This window comes from Massilia solisilvae (assembly GCF_024753215.1).
Lineage (GTDB): Bacteria > Pseudomonadota > Gammaproteobacteria > Burkholderiales > Burkholderiaceae_D > Telluria > Telluria solisilvae.
In genome coordinates this window covers 1657926-1678112 of record NZ_JANUGV010000001.1, presented here as the reverse complement: position 1 = coordinate 1678112, position 20187 = coordinate 1657926, and the positions used below count along the sequence as shown (strand labels likewise).

Here is a 20187-nt window from a genome sequence, read left to right as displayed (position 1 = left end):
TAATCCATTCGAACGATTCGATTAAGGAGAACGATCATGGCATCGAACAACCAGGGCGGTAACAACCAAGGTGGTAACAACCAGGGTGGTAACGGCGGCAACAACCAGAGCGGCGGCAACAGCAACCGCGGTTTTGCCTCAATGGATCCGCAAAAGCAGCGTGAGATCGCTTCGGAAGGCGGCCGCGCAGCACACGCTTCGGGCCACGCCCACGAGTTCAATTCGGAAGAAGCACGCGAAGCCGGCCGCCAGTCGCACAAAAACGACGGCAACCAGCAAAGCGGCAGCAACTCGGGCTCGCGCTCGGGCGGCGGCAACAATGCCGGCAACCAAGGCGGCGGCAACAACAACGGCGGCCACGGCGGCCGTCGCTGATCGCCATCCCTGACGGCGCCCGTTGAGGACGCCTGAAGAACGCCGGCGCGGGCACACTGGAATACGGTTGCCCGCGCCGGCTTTTTTGCGTCCGGCCGCCGATTCTGTTGCGCGGCCGTCCGAACATCGCATGCATCCATGATCCCTCTCAAAGTTGGCGCTTCGGGCCTCAGTACCGAAGGCCCGCGCATCGAATTGCGTGGCGCGCAGCGCGATACTGTCGCACCGTTGGTGCGAAACGCGCGCCAGCCACAGGAGGGGATGATGAACACGTTACAGGAAACTGCCATTGATGGCTTGCGTGGGCAATTGCGCGGCGATCTGCTGCAAGGCACCGACGCCGGCTACGACAGTGCGCGCCAGATCTGGAACGCCATGATCGACAAGCACCCGGCGCTGATCGTGCGCTGCGCCGACAGCGCCGACGTGCGCGCCGCATTGGCCTTTGCGCGCGACAACGGCTTCCGACTGGCCGTGCGCGGCGGCGGCCACAACATCGCAGGCAATGCGCTGTGCGACGGCGGGCTCGTGATCGATTTGTCGCGCATGCGCGCCGTGCACGTGGACAGCAGCGCGCGGCGTGCCTACGTGCAGGGCGGCGCGCTGCTGGCCGACGTCGACCACGAGACGCAGTCGTTTGGCCTGGCTACGCCGCTGGGCATCAACTCGACGACCGGGGTGGCCGGGCTCACGCTCGGCGGCGGCTTTGGCTGGTTGAGCCGCAAGTACGGGCTCAGCGCCGACAACCTGCTGTCGGCCGAGATCGTCACCGCCGGCGGCGAGCTGCTGCGCACCAACCCAACCGAGCACCCCGACCTGTTCTGGGCGATCCGCGGTGGCGGCGGCAATTTCGGCGTCGTCACCACTTTCGAGTTCGCCCTGCACGCGGTCGGGCCGCTGGTGACTGCCGCGCTGATCGTGTTCCCGTTCGACCAGGCGCGCCAGGTGCTGACGCGCTACCGCAACCTGGTGCCCCAGCTTGGCGACGACGTCAGCGTGTGGGCCGTGCTGCGCAAGGCCCCGCCCCTGCCCTTCCTGCCGGAGAACGTGCACGGCAGCGAGGTTGTCGTCATGGCATTCTTCTCGCCGCTGCCCCCGGACGAAGTGAGCGCGGAACTGAACCTGGTGCGCGCATTCGGCAACCCGCATGGCGAGATGGCCGGCGCAATGCCCTACGTGGCCTGGCAGCGCATCTTCGATCCGCTGCTGGCGCCGGGCGCACGCAATTATTGGAAGTCGCACAACTTCGCCGACCTGGGCGACGAGGCCATCGACACCGTGGTGCGCCATGCCGGCGCGCTGCCGTCGGCCCATACGGAAATCTTTCTCGGCCTGCTCGGCGGGCAGGCATCGCGCCTGGCCGCCGACGCCATCGCCTACCCGCATCGCGACGCGCTGTACGTGATGAACGTGCACGGCCGCTGGACCGAGCCGGGCGAGGACGATGCTTGCATCAGCTGGGCGCGCGCCTTCTTTGCCGAGACCGCGCCCTACGCCAGCACCGGCGTGTACATCAACTTCATGACCCAGGACGAAGGCAGCCGCATCGCTGCCGCGTACGGCGGCAACTATGCGCGGCTCAAGGCCATCAAGCAACGCTACGACCCGCACAACCTGTTCCGACAGAACCAGAATATCGCGCCCGCGGCATGAAGCGCACCCGGCGCCGCGGGGCGCGCGCGGCAGCCACGTGAACAATTGCATAACTGTGTTGCATGGTCCGTTGCGCGTGTGACAGCGCCGTAAGCACAACGTAATGTGAGCCCCGTATTCTTGACCTGGTTGAATTCGCGGCGCCGCCCGGCGCTGCGCCACGACGATCCCTCATCGCACTTGGCGAAGCGCTCGCTTCGCGGCCGTGCCGCCCCGGTACACCCGTTTGCTTTTCTGCTGGAGAAAAAATTGTTCAAAGATGTGAAGATCAGCACCAGACTGCTGTTTGGTTTCGTCGTCGTCGCCCTGGTTGGCGCCGTGGTTGCCGGCATCGGTATTCGCAACATGGGCAAGATCAACGAGCAATCCGAAGTCATCTACAAACAGGAACTGGTGGGCGTATCAAGGATCAAGGACGCCAACCTGAGCCTGACCAACCTGGGGCGCGCGCTGCGCAATGCGCTGCTGGCGCCGACCGAGCAGCTGCGCAGCCAATACCTCGAGGATGCACAGAAGCAACGCGACCTGCTGCAGCAGAACCTGGCGCAGGCCCGGCCGCTGTTCGTCACCGAGCGTGGCAAGGCACTGCTCGGGGGGCTGGACAACCAGCTGCAGGCCTACCTGCCGCTGGCCGATGAACTGGTCAAGCGCATCCGCGCCGAGCCGCTGCAGACAGGCGGCGACACCATCGCCTTCCTGTTTGGCACCTATTCGACCACGCTGGCTCCCGTGACCGAAACCTTGGGCGAACTGAGCCGGCTGAAGGAGACCAACGCCGCGCGCGTGGCCCAGGCCAGTGCCGACCTGTACGCCACCAGCCGCACCACGATGCTGGTGCTGGTGCTGTGCGGGCTGGGCGCCGGCATCATCATGGGCGTCACCATGACGCGCCTGCTGACGCGCCAGCTGGGCGGCGAACCGGCACATGCGGCGGCCATCGCCGAACGCATTGCCGCGGGCGACCTGGTGACCGAGATCACCCTGCGGCCCGGCGACAACAGCAGCCTGCTGTTCGCCATGAAGAGCATGCGCGACAGCCTCGCGGCCATCGTCGGGCAGGTACGCAGCGGCACCGACGCGATTGCGTCCGTCTCGGCCCAGATCGCCGCGGGTAACCTGGACCTGTCGTCGCGCACCGAGGAACAGGCCAGCTCGCTCGAGGAGACCGCCTCGTCGATGGAGGAACTGACCTCGACCGTGAAGCAGAACGCCGACAACGCCCAGCAAGCCAACATGCTGGCGGGCAGCGCATCGGCCGTGGCGACCAAGGGCGGCGCGGTGGTGGGCCAGGTGGTGGAGACCATGGGCTCGATCAACACGTCGGCACGCAAGATCGTGGACATCATCGGGGTGATCGACGGCATCGCATTCCAGACCAACATCCTGGCCCTGAACGCGGCCGTGGAAGCGGCGCGCGCCGGTGAACAGGGCCGCGGCTTTGCGGTCGTGGCAGGCGAAGTGCGCACGCTCGCGCAACGCTCGGCAGCGGCCGCCAAGGAAATCAAGCAACTGATCGACGACTCGGTGGGCAAGGTGGAAGCCGGCACCAGGCTGGTGGACCAGGCCGGCGCAACGATGCACGAGGTCGTGACCAGCGTCGAGCGCGTGACCGCCATCATGGGCGAGATCACGACTGCCAGCTACGAGCAGACGTCCGGCATCGAGCAGGTCAACCAGGCCATCGCGCAGATGGACCAGACCACGCAGCAGAATGCCTCGCTGGTCGAGGAAGCCGCAGCCGCGGCCGAAGCGATGCAGGAACAGGCAGCCAAGCTGGCCGAACTGGTGAAGGTGTTCCGGATCGACGCGCAAGGGGGCCAGGCGCAGCGCAATCTGAGCGTGGAGCAGCCGGCAACCGCTCCGCGCCTGGCGCTGCAGGCAGAGGAATGGGAAACGGTTTGAGGCGGCGCCTCGGCGAGGCTGATTGAACGCGTTGACCGAATCTGCCTACCCTACGGAAGGCGGCAACCGGTAGGGTGGGCAGGTCTCCTGCCTACGCGTTCAACTACCGCCTGCGGGCCAGAAGCCCGCACCCGCCTTCTTACTCGGCCTGCGCTTGCTGCCCCTGCTGCGGCGCCACCGATGCCTGCGCCGCGTCGGCGGCGGCCTGCAGTGCCAGCACGGTGTCGGCCGCCTTCTTGCCAGCCAGCAGGGCGTGATCCGAGTTGTAGTACTCCCACTCGCTGTAGCGGCCAGCCAGGGTAATGTCGAACTGTTTCAGCCAGGCCTTGCAGGTCTCCACGTTCGTTGCCCGGTTGTGGTCATACAACACGTAAGCAATCGGCATGTCCACCTGGTTGGCGGCCAGGATCTTGTCGCCCGGCTGGATCATGCCTACCTTGCGGCAGTCCTCGATCGCGCGTGCGATCAGCTCGTCGCCATCGACCGGCAGCGGCTTGTATGGCGAGTACGAGATCTCGCACGTAAAGCCGAAGCCGCCCGGCGGGTTGCACTGCGGGCTGGCATTGCCCTGCACGAAGATGCGGTGGAAGATCGTGTCTTCCGGATAGTAGATCCAGTGCTTGTCGGTCGCCACGCGGTCGATGCCGATGTTCACGCAACGGATCGACACATGGCGCAGGCCCTTGGCCGCGGCGCGTACCTCTTCCGGCGCCTCGTCGCCGATCAGCTTGACCAGCTCCGGCAAGGGCATGGTCGAGACCAGGTTGTCGTAGCGGAAGCGGCGGCCGTCGGCCAGCGCCACCACGTGCTCGCGCGGCAGCACCTGCACGACGTCGGCATTGGTCTCGACTTTTCCCTTGATGTGCGGCTTGAAGCCGTCCATCAGCGCCTGGAAGCCGCCCTTCTTCGGGTAGCCGAAGCGCGCATTCGGTCCCATCGGCTTGGCCACCGGCTCCAGCGCGCCGGAAATGATTTCCTCCAGGTTCGGCAGCGGCACCCGCCCGCCGAGCCACGAGGTTTCCATCTCGGTCAGCGGCACGGTCCAGATCTTGCGGTTGTAGGGAATCGCGAAGTGCTTGGCGATGCCCTTGCCCCAGACCTTGTAGATGAACTGCTCGAAATTGCGCACCTGCCCCTTGACCGACTTGTCGGTGTTGCACACGTCGGTGGTGCCGTCGGCGCAGCAATCCTCGATCTGCGTTGCATCGAGCGCTTCGGCCGCCTCGTCCACGCCATAGCGCGCTTCGATCGCCCCCATCACGCACTCGGTAATGACCGTCGGCGGCAAGCCGTACAGCGCGCCCTGGAACGGGTAGCGGGTGTAAACGCCCTTGCTGTACACCCAGGCCTCGCGGTTCTGCCAGTGCACGTTGTCGCCCAGCAGCACTTCGTACATCTTCAGCACGTAGGGGTCGTTCGAGAACATGATGTGGCCGGCGTAATCGAAGGTGAAGCCGTTGTCCTCGATCGAGCGGCACCAGCCGCCGATGGTCTGGTTACGCTCCAGCAGCACGGTGTCCGCGCCCAGGTGGTAGGCCGCCGACAGGCCGGTCGGGCCGCCGCCAATGATCACATTGCGGTACGACGACTTCTGCGCCGCCTGCACCGGCAGCGGGTTCACCTGCGCACCGGCATCGCCGCCGTGCGCCACCAGCCGGTGCGCCTTGTTGCCCGGCGCCGTGGCCTGGATCAGCTTGTGCATGTTCGTTGCCGTGTTGTCCCACGAGGTGCGGGCGACGATCTCGCGCATGCGCCGCGCCATGGCGGTCTTCTGCTCGCTGGACGCGGCCAGTGCGCGCTCACAGGCGGTGATGAATTGCTCAGGCGTCTCGGCAACCGCCACCACGTCGCCATACGGCACCTTGACGTCGGTAATCGGGGTGGACACCACCGGCAGCTCGGCCGCCATGTACTCGAGCACCTTGGTCGGGCTGATGAACTTCGTCGATTCGTTCAAAGCGAACGGCAGCAGGCATACGTCCCAGCCCGCCAGGAACTGAGGCAGGGCCTTGTAGTCCTGCTGGCCGAGGTAGTGGATGTTCCTGGCGCGCGGCAGCGCGGCCGGGTCGATCTTCACCACAGGACCGACCAGCACGATGTTCCATTCCGGATGCGCCTCGGCCATGGCCTTGACAAGCTCGGTATCGAAACGCTCGTCGATCACGCCGTAGAAGCCCAGGCGCGGCCCGGCATACGGTTCCTGGCTGGGATGGCTGCTGGCGCGGTCGAGCGCCTTGCGGAAGTGGGCGGCATCGACACTGCTCGGGAAGCAGTGCGCGTTGTTGTGGCGTTCCTTCTTGGCCTCGTACAGGCTCGGGCCGCCGGTGAAGACCAGGTCGGCGATGTTCAGCAACGCGGTCTCGCGCTGCAGCAGCTGTTTCGGCGAATTCTTGAACGCAGCCAGTTCGTCCATGCAGTCATAGACGACCAGCGCGGGGTGCAGCCCTTGCAGCAGCGGCAGGGCCATCGGGGTGTAGAACCAGACGACGGGTTGTTCGCCCTCGGGCACCAGGTCCGCCAGCAGATTCTGCAGGGTCGGGATCTGGTCGTCGTGGAAGCCCGGGGCGTGGATCGCGGTATGCGGCTGGCACACCGTCATGTTCGGCGCAACGGCCGTTTTTTTCAGGTGTGCCTGGCCCTCGTGATACACCGGTTCCTCGACAAACAGGATTTGGTAGTGTTCCGCCAGGCGCGTCATCAAGTGCTGTGGGCGCTGGAACACAAAATCCCAACGCAGGTGGCAAAACACGATCAGGGTCGGCATGTTCAGTTTTCCTTTCGCCTTTGTGGCTGTTTTGATTGATCTGGGAGTTGCTGCGCGGGTCGTCGGCACGAGGGCTTGTGGCACCTGGCCGAACCACGCCAGACCCGGAAATCGTAACATGCTACTTTTCTAAGATTTTCATTTATACATCGAAATTTTTCTCTTTGGAAATGGAATGTATGTACCGCCAACAGGCGTTTCATAGGAGAGACCGCCTAGGCCGGAAGGCAAATGTCGGCCCAGTCCTACAGCGATTCAAGAAAAAACACTACGAAAACTCATCATGTGCGCAAGCGTGCGCGGGCGCGCGCGTACGCGCGAAGCGGAAAGGAACATCAAGACACGCGTCGTCCCGGCGAAGGCCGGGACGACGCGAATGGGAATCGTGCCCATCAAAAGCTGCGGGCAGGCGGAGGACTCAGGCGGACGCGAACCGCTCGGCGCCTTCGGGCTGGCCTTCCTCGGTGAAGTCGGCCGCCGTCTCGACCACGCCAACACCGAACGACAGCAGCGCCTCGCACATCGTGTCGAGCTCTTCACCCAGGTCCGCCGACAAGTCGATCGGGCGATCCAGCGTGCCAACCAGTTCGTCGCCGCGATACAGGTTGGTGCGCAGCAGCGCGTTCTCGCCGCCATCGAGCACGGCGACCACGGCACGCGCATCTTCCAGCGCCAGGGCGTGCTTGCCCAGCACATGGTTGACCTCGGCCAGCGACACCAGCATTGCCAGCTCATCCGCGCCTTGCGCGCGCGCGCCGAAAAACAGGTCCTGGTACAGGAAGTTGACCTCCAGGGCCTCTGGACGGGACGAAAAGCAGCGCTTGAGCAGCGGCGCGGCCCGCTGGGTCCAGGCGCGGTAACGTTCCATGCGCGCGTCGAAATACGCTTCGCTGCCCGCCTCGTCTTCCGGCACCTCGTAGAACGGATCATCGGCGCGCTTGAGCGAAAAGCCGAACAGGAAGCGCAGCTCCATCGCCTCGTCGTCCGGCGCAAAGTCCTCGCCGCTCCAGCCGCGCATGGACGCTTCCAGCAGCGGCACCGGGGTGGGCTTCTTCGACGTCATCGAGCCGGCGGCCTCGCGCACGATCTCGTGCAGCGTGCCGTAGGTGATCGCGTTCACGCCCTCCAGGTCGTACAGGTGGCGCACCAGCACCACGCTGGCCTGCTCGCTTTCCAGGCCATCGCGCTTGAAGCTGCGCACCAGCTCATCGAACGCGGCCTCGTCCTGGAACACCTGGTCTTGCTTCAGCCCGCCGATGCTGCGCACGAACAGCGGCACCAGAAACGCGTCGATTTCGAGCTCGGGCGCGCCTTCGCGGCGGATCCGCTGGCTGGCCGCCTCCTCTTCGATACGGTCGCGCAGGTAGCGGCAGGCGTCGGGGTCCGACAGCTTGGTGAATTCGACGGCGCCATACAGCACCTCGTCATGCTTGCGGCGCAACGCGCGCCGCACCAGGGTCAGCAGCTCCTCCTCGCGCGGACTATCCGTGCCGGCCTCGCCGCGCTCGATGACGGTGAGCGCGAGCATCGACAGCTCGCGCAGCTGCGCGTCGGGATTGGGCTGCGGCGTGTTGTTGGACTTTCTCGGCAGGGGACGCTTGTTTCGGGGCATGGGAAGACGACAGGTTGATCAAACCGACATGGTATCAAATCCCCCTCGCGGGGGTTCGGCCGGCAAAACCGAGAAATTTTTCGCCGCTTTGTCGAACTTTCAAGGGCCAGCAGGTAGAATCCCGGCACGCGCCGCCGCCGGACAATGCGATGGTGAAACGATGTTATGCTTTCGTCATCGCGCCGGGCGCGGCCGCCCATCCACAAAAGAATCGCTACCATGCTCGAAAACCTGTTCAAACTCAAAGAGAACGGCACCAACGTCCGCACCGAACTGATCGCCGGCCTGACCACCTTCCTGACGATGGCGTACATCATCTTCGTCAACCCGTCGATCCTGGGCACGGCCGGTATGCCCAAAGACGCCGTATTCGTCGCCACCTGCCTCGTGTCGGCGCTGGGATCGGCCGTGATGGCCCTGTACGCGAACTACCCGATCGCCATGGCGCCCGGCATGGGCCTGAATGCCTACTTTGCGTTTGCAGTGGTCCTGGGCATGGGCATCGCGTGGCCGGCGGCGCTGGGCGCGGTGTTCGTGTCGGGCTGCCTGTTCATCCTGGTCACGGCGCTGGGCCTGCGCGGCATGATCGTGGCCGGCATCCCCAAGTCGCTGCGCACCGCCATCACGGTGGGCATTGGCCTGTTCCTGGCGCTGATCGCGTTAAAGAGCGCCGGCATCGTGGTCGGCAGCGAACCCACGCTGGTGAAGGCCGGTGATTTGCACAAGAGCGAGGCCATCATGGCAATCCTCGGCTTCTTCCTGATCGTCACCCTGGACAAGCTGCGCGTGAAGGGCGCCATCCTGATCGGCATCATCGTCGTGACCGTGCTCTCGTTCTTCTTCGGCGGGAACACCTTCCATGGCGTGTTCTCGGCGCCGCCGTCGATCACCCCGACCCTGCTCAAGCTCGATATCGCGGGCGCCCTGTCCAGCGGCATCCTGAACGTGGTGCTTGTGTTCTTCCTGGTCGAACTGTTCGACGCCACCGGCACGCTGATGGGCGTGGCCAGCCGTGCCGGCCTGCTCGTCGAGGGCAAGATGGACCGCCTGAACAAGGCGTTGCTGGCCGACAGCGCTGCGATCCTCGCCGGCTCGATGCTCGGCACCTCCAGCACCACCGCCTACATCGAAAGCGCGGCCGGCGTGCAAGCTGGCGGGCGCACGGGCCTGACCGCCCTGACGGTTGCGGTGCTGTTCCTGGCCGCCCTGTTCATCGCGCCGCTGGCCGGCGTGGTGCCGGCGTATGCCACCGCGCCTGCCCTGCTGTTCGTGGCCTGCCTGATGCTGCGCGACCTGGTCGACATCGAGTGGGCGGACACCACCGAGAGCATTCCGGCCGCGATCACCGCGCTCCTGATGCCATTCACGTATTCGATCGCGGAAGGCATCGCATTCGGCTTCATCACCTACGCGGTGCTCAAGCTGCTGACCGGCCGCGCACGCGAAGTCAAGCCCGTGATTTGGGTGATCGCCGCGCTGTTCGCTTTCAAGATCGTCTACATCGGCACCTGACAAAGGCATCGCCGGCGGTCGCGCCGGCTCGTCTTTCGGGCTACAATGTGAACTCAGCCGCACGGCGCGCCACGCGCGCTCCAAGCCGGGCGGGCGACTCACGAAAGACGGGCTGGCCCCGCCGCGCTTGGCGCGGGCGCATGCGCCAGCCGCACGGATGCCTATGAAATCTCAATCGCTCTTCGCGCTGGCGCTCGCCGCCGCCGTTTCCATTCCCGCTTTGGCCGACGATCTGGCCGACGCCGTCCCCACCGCCAAGCCGGGCGAGACCATCAACGTGCATGCGCCGCTGACGGTCAAGCCGCCCGCCACGCTGCCCGACGGCGGCTGGTTCACCTCGGCCGAAATGGGCGCGATCACCACCTCGGGTAACACCACCGGCACTTCGTTCACCGGCAAGATCGATGCGCGCCACGAGTCGGCCAACTGGAGCAACGAGTACATCGCCAGCGGCTACTTCAAGGAGGACGAGGTCACCACCGACGACGGCCACCGCGTCAAGCAGCGCTCGGCCGAGCGCTTCACGCTGTCGGCCAAGGCCGCGTTCAAGCTGCTCCAGGAAGGCAAGCGCGCTTTCGTGCTCGGTTCGCACGTGGACGACAAGTTCGGCGCCTACACCCGCTATTCGAGCCTGGCGGTCGGTTACGGTTCGCAGTGGTACAAGACGGACGACAAGACGCTTGACGTGGAGATCGGCCCGGGCTACTTCCACGGCGTGCACTCGATCGGCGAAAGCGAAAGCGGCGTGACGGTGCGCGGCGCCGCGCTGTTTCGCTGGGCCGTCAGCCCGTCGGCCTGGTTCGTGCAGAACGTGAGCGTGGAGCGCGGCACGTCCAACACGCACTCGATCGCAGAGACCTCGATCAGCACCAAGATCAATGGCACGATGCAGATGAAGGCCGGCTTCAGCCTGCGCAACGACACCAGTGTCCCGGCCGACAAGAAGAACACCGATACCCAGACCTCGCTGACGATGGTCTATTCGTTCTGACCCAGCTCAGGGCGAGCGTTCCAGCCGGTGGTCCAGCGACGGCCGCCCGGCGCCGTGGCGGGTGACCATCAACAGCCCGCCGGCCATGGCCAGGTTCTTCATGAAGTTAATCATCTGCATCTGGTCGCCCGGGTGCAGATGAAACAGCAAGGCCGATGCCAGCGAGAACCCGGCCAGCAGCAGCGCCGCCCAGCGCGCCTTGGCACCGAACAGCAGCGCGAGGCCGCCGCCCAGTTCGACCAGAATCACGACCGGCAGCAGAAAGCCGGGCACCCCGGCCGCCTGCATGTATTGCTGGGTGCCGGCATAGCCGGTGATCTTGCCGAAGCCCGAGACGATGAAGATCTGCGACATCAGGATCCGCGCAAGCAGGTTGAGCAAAGCGTCCATATCACCTCCGCTGGTGTGCTACCAGCATAGGTCATCGCCCGCGCAAGCTCAAGCGTGCGCGGGCGACGCTCGCTAGCGCAACGCCGCGCCCGCGGGGGTCTTCTCGGTCAGCAGCAGCGCGCCAAGGCTGAGCAAGGCGCTGGCGCTCAGGTAATAGCCCACGTATTGCAGGCCGTGGCTGGTGGCCAGCGTCATCGCGATATAGGGCGCCAGCGAGGCGCCAAGGATGCCGGCCAGGTTGAAGCTGAGCGACGAACCGGTGTAGCGCACCGAGGCTGGAAACAGCTCGGACAGCAAGGTGCCCAGCGGGCCATAGGTCAGGCCGGTCAGGGACAGGCCCAGCACCATGAACACCGTCACCAGCGTCAGGTGGCCGGAACCGAACAGCGGCTTGATGAACAGGCCGAACGCGGCGATCAGCACCGATACCACGATCATGGCCATGCGCGCACCGCGCCGGTCGGCCAGCACCGCCGACAGCGGGATCGTGAGGCCGAAAAACACCACCGCGAACAGCTGCAGCAGCAGCAGCTCCTTGCGTGAGTAGTGCAGCGCGCTGGTGCCCCAGCTCATGGTGAACACCGTCATGATGTAGAACACGACGAAGGTGGCCACCGCCAGGAAGGTGCCCAGCACCAGCGGACGGCGGTGTTCGCGGAACACCGTGAGCGCCGGCACGCGCACGCGCTCGTTGCGGTCGAGGACGTCGCGGAAGGCGGGGGTCTCGGTCAGGGTCAGCCGCACGTACAGGCCCACCAGCACCAGCAGCGCGCTGGCCAGGAACGGGATGCGCCAGCCATAGGCAAAGAACTCGCGGTCCGACAGCGTTTGCGACAGCAGCAGGAACACACCGGACGACAGGAAGAAGCCGATCGGCGCGCCCAGCTGCGGGAACATGCCGTACCACGCGCGCCGGCTCGGCGGCGCATTCTCGGTGGCCAGCAGCACCGCCCCGCCCCACTCGCCGCCCAGACCCAGGCCCTGGCCGAAGCGGCACAGGGCAAGCAGCACCGGCGCCCACATGCCGATGTCGGCATAGGTCGGCAGCAGGCCGATCACCACCGTCGAGATGCCCATCGTGAGCAGCGCCGCCACCAGCGTGGCCTTGCGGCCGATGCGGTCGCCGAAGTGGCCGAACAGGGCCGAGCCGAACGGGCGCGCGAGGAAGGCCAGCGCGAACGTGACCAGCGACTGCATGGTCGCCGCCACGGCGTCGCTGGCCGGGAAGAACAGCTTGGGGAACACCAGCACGGCCGCGTTGGCGTAGGTGTAGAAGTCGAAGAATTCGATGGTGGTACCGGCCAGACTGGCGAACAGCACCGTCGCCGGGCGGTTGACCGGGCGCGTCGCGGTGGCCGCCGTCATGCGCCGGCCGCCTTGGCGAGCGCGGCGCGCACCTCGTCGGCATCGGCCGGGCGCGTCACGCGCGCGACCTCCTGCCCGTTCTTGAGCACCACCACGGTCGGCCACAGCTTGATGCGAAACGAGCGGCCGAGCGGGCGGCCCGGTCCGTCCTCGACCTTGATGTGCTCGATGCCGGGGTGGTCGGCCAGCGCGCTCTCGATGAGCGGCTCGGCCGCGCGACAGTAGCCGCACCAGTTGGTGCCGAAATCAAGGGCGATCGGGCCCGGCATTGCATCGATGGCGCTGCGCTCGGGCTGGGCCGTTTCGTAAGGCTTGGTCATGCGGTTTGGCTCCTGATAGTGCTGATATTGCAAGCGTACCTCAAAACGGGCACTTCGCGTAGGGTGGGCGGGTTTCCCGCCCACGCGTTCGACTGCGGTCCGGTTCGCTGCCGGCCCGGGTGTGCAAGCCGTGGCTGAACGCGTGGGCAGGAGGACCTGCCCACCCTACCGGCGACTTCCAGCAACCGGCCTGAACGTTCGACAGCGAACGGAAACCGGGCGCGGGAGGTGGCATGCTCGGCCCATGCTCATCATGCAGGAGGACATCATGGCAGACGACCTGAACCAGCGCGGGCAGCAGGACCGTTCGCGCATCAACATGAACGAACCCTGGGAAGTGAAGTACTGGACCCGCGAACTGGGCGTCTCGCAGGAGGAACTCGCGCGCGCGGTCCAGCAGGCGGGCAACAGCGTGACCGCCGTGCGCGAACAGCTCAAGCGCTGACGCACCGCCCCCTCCCCATCCCGTCTTTCCCGCGACGCCGACCCGCAGCGCCAGGACGCGCTGCCGGCCGGCGTCGCCCTTTTGAAAGGAGGCCGCCTTGGATATCCGCGGATTCATCTCATCCTTGAACATCACGCTGCCCAACGCACTGTTCGCCCTGGCCGCAGCGGTGGTCAGCTTCATCGTCATCCACGCCGCGCTGCTGCTGTTCCGGCGGCGCGTCTGCAAACTGTCCGACGAGCGCGCGCACCGGCCGGTGGGCGAGGTGCTGCGCCAGACGCTGGCGCGCACCAGCAACCTGGCGATCATCGCCACCGCACTCTTGATCGGCCTGTCGGTGCTCGACCTGCCCGCACCGTGGAACGAAAGGGTGCGCCACCTGTGGTTCATCACGCTGGGTGCGCAGCTGGCGCTGTGGCTGCACCGCGCGGTTGCGGTCACGGCGCGGCGCTACTTCCGTCAGCACGGGCATGGCGCCGAGGACGACCAGGTCACGGTCGCGCATACGCTGATGATCTGGGTGCTGCAAACGAGCGTGTGGACCGTGTTCGCGCTGGCGATGCTGTCCAACCTGGGGATCAACGTAACGACCTTTGTCGCCAGCCTGGGCATTGGTGGGGTGGCGATCGCGCTGGCGGTGCAGAACATCCTGGGGGACCTGTTTGCCTCGCTCGCCATTGCCGTGGACAAGCCCTTCGAGGTGGGCGACTTTTTGGCGGTGAACGACTTTTCGGGCACCGTCGAGCACGTGGGACTCAAGACCACGCGCATCCGCGCGCTGTCGGGCGAGCAGATCGTGATTTCGAACGCCGAGATCCTCAAGAACACGGTCCACAACTTCAAGCGTATGCAAACGCGCCATGTGCAGTTCAGCCTGCGCGCCTGCCCGACCACGCCGCCCGAGCTGGCGGCCAAGGTGCCGCCCGCGCTCAAGCGCATCGTCGAGACCAAGGACAAGGTGAACTTCGAGCGTGCGCACGTCAAGTCGCTCGACCAGAACTTCATCGAGTTCGAGGTGGCCTACACGATGCTGACGGCGGACTACATCAAGTTCATGGATACCCAGCAGGCCATCATCCTGGAGGCGATGCAGATGTTCATCGACCAGGGCATCTCGACCTCCACGCCGCCGCAGACCATGCTGGTGCACGACCAGGGGCATGGCGGCGAAAAGCGCGGCGCGGGGAACGTGCGCAACCTGCATTGAAAGCGTTCGTACAGCCATCCACCGTCGTCCCGGCGGACGCCGGGACCCATAGACCGCGTGAATGGTCGCGGCATCCGACTCGGAACCGCACGCTCGGCATGGGTCCCGGCTTGCGCCGGGACGACGTGCTGGGGGGGCGATATGGGCCTAAACGTCGGAACTGGACTGCTGCCCCTGCACCGGCGCGCTCTCCGGTGGCGGCGGCAGGGTCTGGGCCGGCGGCTCATCCTCTTCCGGCGGCGGCTGCGGGGCCGGCGGTTGCGGTGGCGGCGCGCCGTCCTGCTGCAGGTCGCTCGGCTGCTCTTCCATGTCCGGCTCGGGCTCCTGGTTGCGCTGCACCGGCGGTGGCGGGCGCCCGCCCGGGAAGACCGCCCGCGCGTCCAGCTTGCCACTGTCGAGCGCCGTCTTGAAGAAGTCGCCCACCAGCAGCACGGCGTTGTGGCCGCCCTGCCCCCAGTAGCTGCTGCGCATCGCCACCCGCGTGTCGTTGAAGCCAACCCACGCGCCGGCCACGAGGTTCGGGTGCATCAGGATGAACCAGCCGTCGGCATTGTTCTGCGTGGTGCCGGTCTTGCCCGCCACGTCCGCGTTGATGCCGAAGCGGTAGCGCACGGCCGTGCCGGTACCGCGGTTGACCACCCCGCGCATCATGTCGATCAGCGTGACTGCCGACGCGTTGGACAAGGCCGTTTCAGGCTTGCCGCTGTCGAACTGGGCGATCACCTTGCCATCACGGTCCGAGATGCTCTTGATGAAAACCGGCCGGCGATAGCTGCCCTGCGCCGCGATGGTCGAGTAGGCGTTGACCATCTCCAGCAGCGTGACCGGGCTCGTGCCCAGCGCCAGCGACGGCACCTGCGACAGCTTGCTCTCGCGGATACCCATGTCGCGCGCCAGCTTGACGATCGGCGGCAGGCCGACGTCCTGCATCACCTGGGCGGTGATCGTATTCTTCGAGAACACCAGGCCGTCGCGCAGCGTCATCTGGCGGCCGGTAGTGCCGCTCATGTCGGTCGGCCGCCAGATCGTGCCGTCCGCCGCCTTGATGTCCATCACCGCGTCCAGATACGGATGGTCGGGCGTGATGCCGCGTTCGAGCGCCGCGCCGTAGACGATCGGCTTGAACGTGGACCCCGGCTGGCGCGCCGCCTGCACCACGTGGTCGTACTGCTCGCGCTGGAAATCGCGGCTGCCGATCCAGGCCTTGATCTCGCCGCTGTTCGGGTCCATGGCCACGAAGCCTGCCTCGAGCCGGGTCTTGGTTGCCTTCAGCTTGGCGATGAAATCACGGTCGGCCTTCAGGCGCTTGAATGCCGCCGCCGGCGCCTCGCCACCATCAATGGCGCGGCGGTAGGCGCCGGACTCGCGCACGAACTGGTCGAGCAGGTCGGCGTGCGAGCGCCAGAAGTAGTCGAACGGCGCCACGCTGCCGTGCAGGTCGGTGTACAGGCCAGTCGAGCTGCCGCCGGGCGGCTGGGCGCGCGCCCACTCGACGTCCGCCACCGCCTGCAGCGCCGCGGCCTGGCGCTCCACCGCGCGCTGCGCGGCCTGCTGCAGGTCATAGTCGAGGGTGGTGCGCACCACCAGGCCGTCCAGGTTCAGGTTGTAGTCGTTCTCGTCGGCCCAGTCGATCAGCCACTTGCGCACGTAGGCCGTAAAGTGGTTTTCCTTGGTATTGCGCTCGGCTGTCTGGCGCGCGAAGTGCACCCGCAGCGGGCGCTTGAGCAGCTGCTTGTAGCGCGCTTCCGAAAACGCGCCCTGCTTGAGCATCTGGCCCAGCACCACGTTGCGGCGCTGGACCGAACGCTCGGGATTGGTCACCGGGTTGTAGTAGTTGGTCCCCTTGAGCATGCCCACCAGCGTCGCGCTCTCGACGATATCCAGCTGCGCGGCCGGCTTGCCGAAGTAGGTGCGCGCGGCCATCTCGATGCCGAAGGTGTTGTACAGGAACGGCACCGTGTTCAGGTACATCTCGAGAATCTCGGGCTTGCTGTAGGTATTCTCGATCTTGATCGCGGTGATGAGCTCCTTGAGCTTGCGGTTCAGGCTGCGCGAGCGCCCGATCTCCTCGGGGAACATGTTCCGCGCCAGCTGCTGGGTGATGGTCGAGCCGCCCTGCGTGTCGCCGTGCAGGCTGGCCACCAGCGCCCCGCCGATGCGGGTGAAGTCCACCCCGTGGTGGTCGTAGAAGCGGTGGTCCTCGGTGGCGATCAGCGCGTTGATGACGTGCGGCGAAATCTGCGACAGCTTGACCCGCTCCTGCAGCCCCTGCTCGAAGCTGGCCAGTTCGCGCCCGTCGGCTGACAGCATCACCGTGGGGCGGGCCACGCGCGCATGCCTGAGGTCTGAAATGCCGGGCGTGAGCGGGACCAGCAGCAGCATGTACAGCGTGCCGAGCACGATCAGCGCGAGCAGGCTCCACAGGCTGACCAGGGCGGCGCGCTGGAGCGGCGTGCGATTCTGGAGCTTGCCCTGCGCCAGCTGGTAGCCGTTGCGGGCCGAAACCTGGGCCGCGTCGAACAGCCGTTTTCCATGTCGTTTGAGCCGGCTGCCTGTGTTGTCGTCCTCGGCCACTTGTCTTTACCCTGTCCGCATTACTGATAAGAGCAGCAAGTATAGCCGAGGACGGCGCAGCTGACGGTGGTTCACCTCACTTTGGACCCCGGGTCATGGTGCACGGACGGCGCGAAAGCGGGGTGGCGCGACAATTTCCTATATCATTCGCCCCATGACTGATTTCATTCAAAATCAGGACGACGCGCTGGCGCCGTCCACGCGCGTGCTGCGCCAGTTCCGTATCGTCTTCAATGCGGTCAAGACCCACTTCCGCCAGGTCGAGCGCGAGGCGGGCGTGGGCGGCGCCCAGCTGTGGGCGCTGGCGGTGATCGAGCGCCAGCCCGGCATTGGCGTCACCGACCTCGCGCGCGAGCTCGACATCCACCAGTCCACCGCCAGCAACCTGATCAAGGCGCTGGTCGAGCGCGGCTTGGTCGTGGGCGCGCGCGAGGGCCTGGACCGCCGCAGCGTGGCGCTGCGCCTGCTGCCGGCCGGCGAGGCCGTGCTCAAGAGCGCGCCGATGCCGTTTGCCGGCGTGCTGCCGGACGCGCTCTCCGCGCTCGACCCCGAAACGCTGGCGCGGCTGGAACAGGACCTGGACAAGCTGATCGCCGCGCTCGCCGCCGACGAAGCCGGCGCCGGGGTGCCGCTCGCCCAGCTCTGACCCGGTCACGCCTCCCCTTCGCCCCGAAAACGCCGCAGCGCAGCATCGACGATGCCCTCGGCGCTGCCGGCCTGAGCGAACGCGTCGCGCAAGAAGTAAGCGTCGCTGCCGGCATGCGCCTCATGGTAGATATGGTCCAGTGCCGCTTCGCTGCCCAGCGCCTGCGCATGCGGCTCCAGGTGCCGCAGCGTGGTCAGGATGTCCTCGCGCAGTGACATCTGCTCGTGCGTCTGCGGGTGCACGATGGTCCCGTCCAGCCCGAAGCGGCAGGCCTGGAAGCGGTTGTAGTTGTACACCAGGTAGTCGTCCTCGCGCGGCGCCGGCTCCCGGCGTTCGAGCAGGTGGCGGCACAGCGCCTGCAGGTAGCACGCCAGGGCCGCGGCCCGCTCCACCGTGAGCGGCGTGTCGCACACGCGCAGCTCGATGGTGCCGTACTCCGGCTTGGGCCGCAGGTCCCAGTAGAAGTCCTTCATGCTCTTGACGATGCCGGTGCTTTCCATGCGGGCGAAATAGTCGCGCTCGAAGTCTTCCCAACGCAGCAGGAACGGCGCGCGGCCCGACAGTGGAAACGCGAACACCGAATTCAGGCGCGCCGAGTTAAACAGCGTGTCGTATCCCTGCAGGAACGGCGAGGACGCCGAGAGCGCGATGAAATGCGGGATGTAGCGGTTGAGCGAATGCAGCAGGAACAACGCCTCATCGCCCGAGCTGCAGCCAATGTGCACGTGCTGGCCGAACACCGTGAACTGCTTGGCCAGATAGCCGTACAGCGCCGACACCTGCCGAAAGCGCGGCTTGGAAAAGATCTTCCGCTGCGACCACTGCTGGAACGGATGCGTGCCGCCGCCGCACACGCCCACGTTGAGCCGGTCGCCCGCCGCCAGCAGCCGGTCGCGGATCTCGCGCAGCTGGGCCAACAGGTCCGCGTGGCCGGTGTGCACGCTGCTGTTAATCTCGATCATGCTCTCGGTGATCTCGGGGGTGACGTTACCCGGGAACGGCGCGCGCCCGAGCAGCTCCAGCATGTCAGGCGAGGCAGCCACCAGGTCGAAGTCGGACAGGCTCACGAGCTGCAATTCCAGCTCCACGCCCATGGTCAGCGAATCGGAAGTGGCGAATCGTTCAAGCGGCATGTCATTCCTCCCGCGCGCTGCGCGCTTCACGGGCCAGCAGCACGGCGCGCTGCGTGACCAGCGGCCCGGCCACCTCGAGCAGCAGCGCGATCGCGGCCAGCGGCGCCAGGCTGTGGAACAGGTCCACGCCAAGGCGCCGGGTCTGCTCCAGCAGCAAAATCGCGAACACCGCCATCGGCGTGAGCGCCAGTCCCGACAGCGCTCCCTTGCGCGCCGTGATGCCGGACACCCGTGCGAACGCGGTGCATACGGCGACCTTGATCAGGGTGCGCACCAACACCAGCAACAGGCCCAGCGCAAATCCGCGTGCCACCTGATCCCACGACAGCGTGGTGGCCACGAAAAAGAACAGCAGCACCGACAGCAGGTCGCCCAGCACCCCGAAGTTGCGCTGCGCCGGCGAGAGCGCAATGCGGCGGTGGCGCGCGACGATGCCGAAGGTGAGCGCGGCCAGCACGGGCGAGAACACCAGCACGTGGGTGATCACGACCAGCAGGAACACCGCAATCGCGAAGGCAAGCGTGGCGTCGCGCGCGGCGTTGTCGATCCGGCGCAGCCACAGCGGCACGGCCACGCCGAACAGTGCCCCCAGGAGCGCCGACGCGGCCAGCACGACCAGGCTGCTCCACGCGGCGTGCGCCAGGTCGCCGGACGTCTGGAACACGCCGATGCCGACCACCACCTTGAACGCGAACACCGCCAGCACGCAGTTCAGCGCCGACAGGTGCAGCGCGCGCTCGGTCACCTGGCCCGAGCTGGCCTGCTCGTTCAACACCCGCAGCAGTCCGGCGGGCGAGGTCGACATGGCCAGCGCGGCCAGCAGCCCGGCGGCCAGCGGCGGCGTGCCGCAATAGGTCGCGACAAAGTACACGGCGGCAAAGGTGCAGAGGCTTTCCGCCAGCGAGGTGACGAGGATCCACGGGTTGTTGCGCAGCCAGCGCAGGTTGATGCGGTAGCCAAGCTCGAACAGCATCAGGCCGAAGCCAAGATTGGCCAGCAGCATGAAGGCTTGCGCCTCGGATGGCGGCAGGTAGCCGGCGGCCACGTTGCCGAACACGAAGCCGGCAAGGCCATAGACGGCGATGCGCGGCATGCCGGAAAAGCGGTACATCAGTTCACCCGCCATCCAGGCCAGCGTAAGTGCCAATGGCCAGGCGAGGCGGGATGCAAGGGAGATCAGGTCGGTCATGCGGGCAGATCCGTAAAGCTGGGGGGATTGCGGGCCGATCGCGGCGAAAAAATGCCCCCGGGCTGGCCGGGGGCGCAAGAGGTAAGCAATAGCCCTCATCGCTGATCGA

Annotated in this window: 16 protein-coding genes; 8 read left to right on the top strand and 8 right to left on the bottom strand. The window is 66.3% G+C overall.

Translation table 11 applies throughout. The features are described 5' to 3' along the window. Positions 1-36: 36 nt before the first annotated feature. From NX773_RS07570 to NX773_RS23515, 3 genes are all read left to right on the top strand, one after another. Positions 37-375 (top strand): KGG domain-containing protein, encoded by a 339-nt coding sequence (locus NX773_RS07570; RefSeq protein ID WP_258855694.1) that lies wholly within the window; start codon positions 37-39, stop codon positions 373-375. 264 nt (positions 376-639) lie between these two features. Beyond that, on the top strand, positions 640-2028 hold the full coding sequence (locus tag NX773_RS07565; RefSeq protein WP_258855693.1) for an FAD-binding oxidoreductase: 1389 nt from the start codon (positions 640-642) through the stop codon (positions 2026-2028). 249 nt (positions 2029-2277) lie between these two features. Then, the gene (locus tag NX773_RS23515) at positions 2278-3930 is read left to right on the top strand and encodes a methyl-accepting chemotaxis protein (protein WP_307728447.1); all 1653 of its coding nucleotides are present in this window, start codon (positions 2278-2280) and stop codon (positions 3928-3930) included. A gap of 139 nt (positions 3931-4069) precedes the next feature. Here NX773_RS23515 and NX773_RS07550 read toward each other — a convergent pair whose 3' ends face one another. Together NX773_RS07550 and NX773_RS07545 are read right to left on the bottom strand one after the other, a co-directional pair. Continuing rightward, on the bottom strand, positions 4070-6694 hold the full coding sequence (locus NX773_RS07550; protein WP_258855692.1) for an FAD-dependent oxidoreductase: 2625 nt from the start codon (positions 6692-6694) through the stop codon (positions 4070-4072). 418 nt (positions 6695-7112) lie between these two features. Continuing rightward, the gene (locus NX773_RS07545) at positions 7113-8306 is read right to left on the bottom strand and encodes a hypothetical protein (RefSeq protein WP_258855691.1); all 1194 of its coding nucleotides are present in this window, start codon (positions 8304-8306) and stop codon (positions 7113-7115) included. 219 nt (positions 8307-8525) lie between these two features. On the opposite strand from NX773_RS07545, the gene NX773_RS07540 reads away from it, so the two are divergent. Both NX773_RS07540 and NX773_RS07535 read left to right on the top strand, forming a co-directional pair. Then, positions 8526-9818 carry an NCS2 family permease gene (locus NX773_RS07540; protein WP_258855690.1) on the top strand — a complete coding sequence of 431 codons (1293 nt, stop codon included), beginning with the start codon at positions 8526-8528 and terminating at the stop codon, positions 9816-9818. Between the two features lie 163 nt (positions 9819-9981). After that, complete coding sequence (locus NX773_RS07535) at positions 9982-10809, top strand: DUF481 domain-containing protein (protein WP_307728446.1); 828 nt, start codon at positions 9982-9984, stop codon at positions 10807-10809. A 6-nt stretch (positions 10810-10815) separates the two neighbouring features. Here NX773_RS07535 and NX773_RS07530 read toward each other — a convergent pair whose 3' ends face one another. The 3 genes from NX773_RS07530 to NX773_RS07520 form a co-directional block, all read right to left on the bottom strand. Further along, positions 10816-11199, bottom strand: coding sequence for a DoxX family protein (locus NX773_RS07530; protein ID WP_258855688.1), 384 nt, complete (start codon positions 11197-11199; stop codon positions 10816-10818). A 72-nt stretch (positions 11200-11271) separates the two neighbouring features. Then, on the bottom strand, positions 11272-12564 hold the full coding sequence (locus NX773_RS07525; RefSeq protein WP_258855687.1) for an MFS transporter: 1293 nt from the start codon (positions 12562-12564) through the stop codon (positions 11272-11274). Next, positions 12561-12884: a thioredoxin family protein gene (locus NX773_RS07520; RefSeq protein WP_258855686.1), complete on the bottom strand. Its 324-nt coding sequence runs from the start codon at positions 12882-12884 to the stop codon at positions 12561-12563. The genes NX773_RS07525 and NX773_RS07520 overlap by 4 nt, the downstream gene beginning before the upstream one ends. A 268-nt stretch (positions 12885-13152) precedes the next feature. On the opposite strand from NX773_RS07520, the gene NX773_RS07515 reads away from it, so the two are divergent. Further along, positions 13153-13329, top strand: coding sequence for a DUF3606 domain-containing protein (locus NX773_RS07515; RefSeq protein WP_258855685.1), 177 nt, complete (start codon positions 13153-13155; stop codon positions 13327-13329). A 97-nt stretch (positions 13330-13426) separates the two neighbouring features. Then, the gene (locus NX773_RS07510) at positions 13427-14536 is read left to right on the top strand and encodes a mechanosensitive ion channel family protein (RefSeq protein ID WP_258855684.1); all 1110 of its coding nucleotides are present in this window, start codon (positions 13427-13429) and stop codon (positions 14534-14536) included. Between the two features lie 147 nt (positions 14537-14683). On the opposite strand, the gene NX773_RS07505 is transcribed toward NX773_RS07510, so the two are convergent. Continuing rightward, positions 14684-17110, bottom strand: coding sequence for a penicillin-binding protein 1A (locus NX773_RS07505; RefSeq protein ID WP_258855683.1), 2427 nt, complete (start codon positions 17108-17110; stop codon positions 14684-14686). A 154-nt stretch (positions 17111-17264) separates the two neighbouring features. On the opposite strand from NX773_RS07505, the gene NX773_RS07500 reads away from it, so the two are divergent. Next, on the top strand, positions 17265-17756 hold the full coding sequence (locus NX773_RS07500) for a MarR family winged helix-turn-helix transcriptional regulator (protein WP_258855682.1): 492 nt from the start codon (positions 17265-17267) through the stop codon (positions 17754-17756). A 5-nt stretch (positions 17757-17761) separates the two neighbouring features. Here the strand turns inward: NX773_RS07500 and NX773_RS07495 are convergent, their stop codons facing one another. Both NX773_RS07495 and NX773_RS07490 read right to left on the bottom strand, forming a co-directional pair. Next, entirely contained in the window at positions 17762-18889 is a 1128-nt protein-coding gene (locus tag NX773_RS07495) for a YbdK family carboxylate-amine ligase (RefSeq protein WP_258855681.1), read from the bottom strand. 1 nt (position 18890) lies between these two features. Continuing rightward, the gene (locus tag NX773_RS07490; protein ID WP_258855680.1) at positions 18891-20078 is read right to left on the bottom strand and encodes a cation:proton antiporter; all 1188 of its coding nucleotides are present in this window, start codon (positions 20076-20078) and stop codon (positions 18891-18893) included. Between the last annotated feature and the right edge of the window lie 109 nt (positions 20079-20187).

Coding starts and splice junctions, on each gene's coding strand:
- NX773_RS07565 (WP_258855693.1), top strand. CDS start 640: ATGAACACGTTACAGGAAACTGCCATTGATGGCTTGCGTGGGCAATTG.
- NX773_RS07525 (WP_258855687.1), bottom strand. CDS start 12,564: ATGACGGCGGCCACCGCGACGCGCCCGGTCAACCGCCCGGCGACGGTG.
- NX773_RS07500 (WP_258855682.1), top strand. CDS start 17,265: ATGACTGATTTCATTCAAAATCAGGACGACGCGCTGGCGCCGTCCACG.
- NX773_RS07495 (WP_258855681.1), bottom strand. CDS start 18,889: ATGCCGCTTGAACGATTCGCCACTTCCGATTCGCTGACCATGGGCGTG.
- NX773_RS07490 (WP_258855680.1), bottom strand. CDS start 20,078: ATGACCGACCTGATCTCCCTTGCATCCCGCCTCGCCTGGCCATTGGCA.
- NX773_RS07515 (WP_258855685.1), top strand. CDS start 13,153: ATGGCAGACGACCTGAACCAGCGCGGGCAGCAGGACCGTTCGCGCATC.
- NX773_RS07520 (WP_258855686.1), bottom strand. CDS start 12,884: ATGACCAAGCCTTACGAAACGGCCCAGCCCGAGCGCAGCGCCATCGAT.
- NX773_RS07535 (WP_307728446.1), top strand. CDS start 9,982: ATGAAATCTCAATCGCTCTTCGCGCTGGCGCTCGCCGCCGCCGTTTCC.
- NX773_RS07530 (WP_258855688.1), bottom strand. CDS start 11,199: ATGGACGCTTTGCTCAACCTGCTTGCGCGGATCCTGATGTCGCAGATC.
- NX773_RS07550 (WP_258855692.1), bottom strand. CDS start 6,694: ATGCCGACCCTGATCGTGTTTTGCCACCTGCGTTGGGATTTTGTGTTC.
- NX773_RS07540 (WP_258855690.1), top strand. CDS start 8,526: ATGCTCGAAAACCTGTTCAAACTCAAAGAGAACGGCACCAACGTCCGC.
- NX773_RS07545 (WP_258855691.1), bottom strand. CDS start 8,306: ATGCCCCGAAACAAGCGTCCCCTGCCGAGAAAGTCCAACAACACGCCG.
- NX773_RS07570 (WP_258855694.1), top strand. CDS start 37: ATGGCATCGAACAACCAGGGCGGTAACAACCAAGGTGGTAACAACCAG.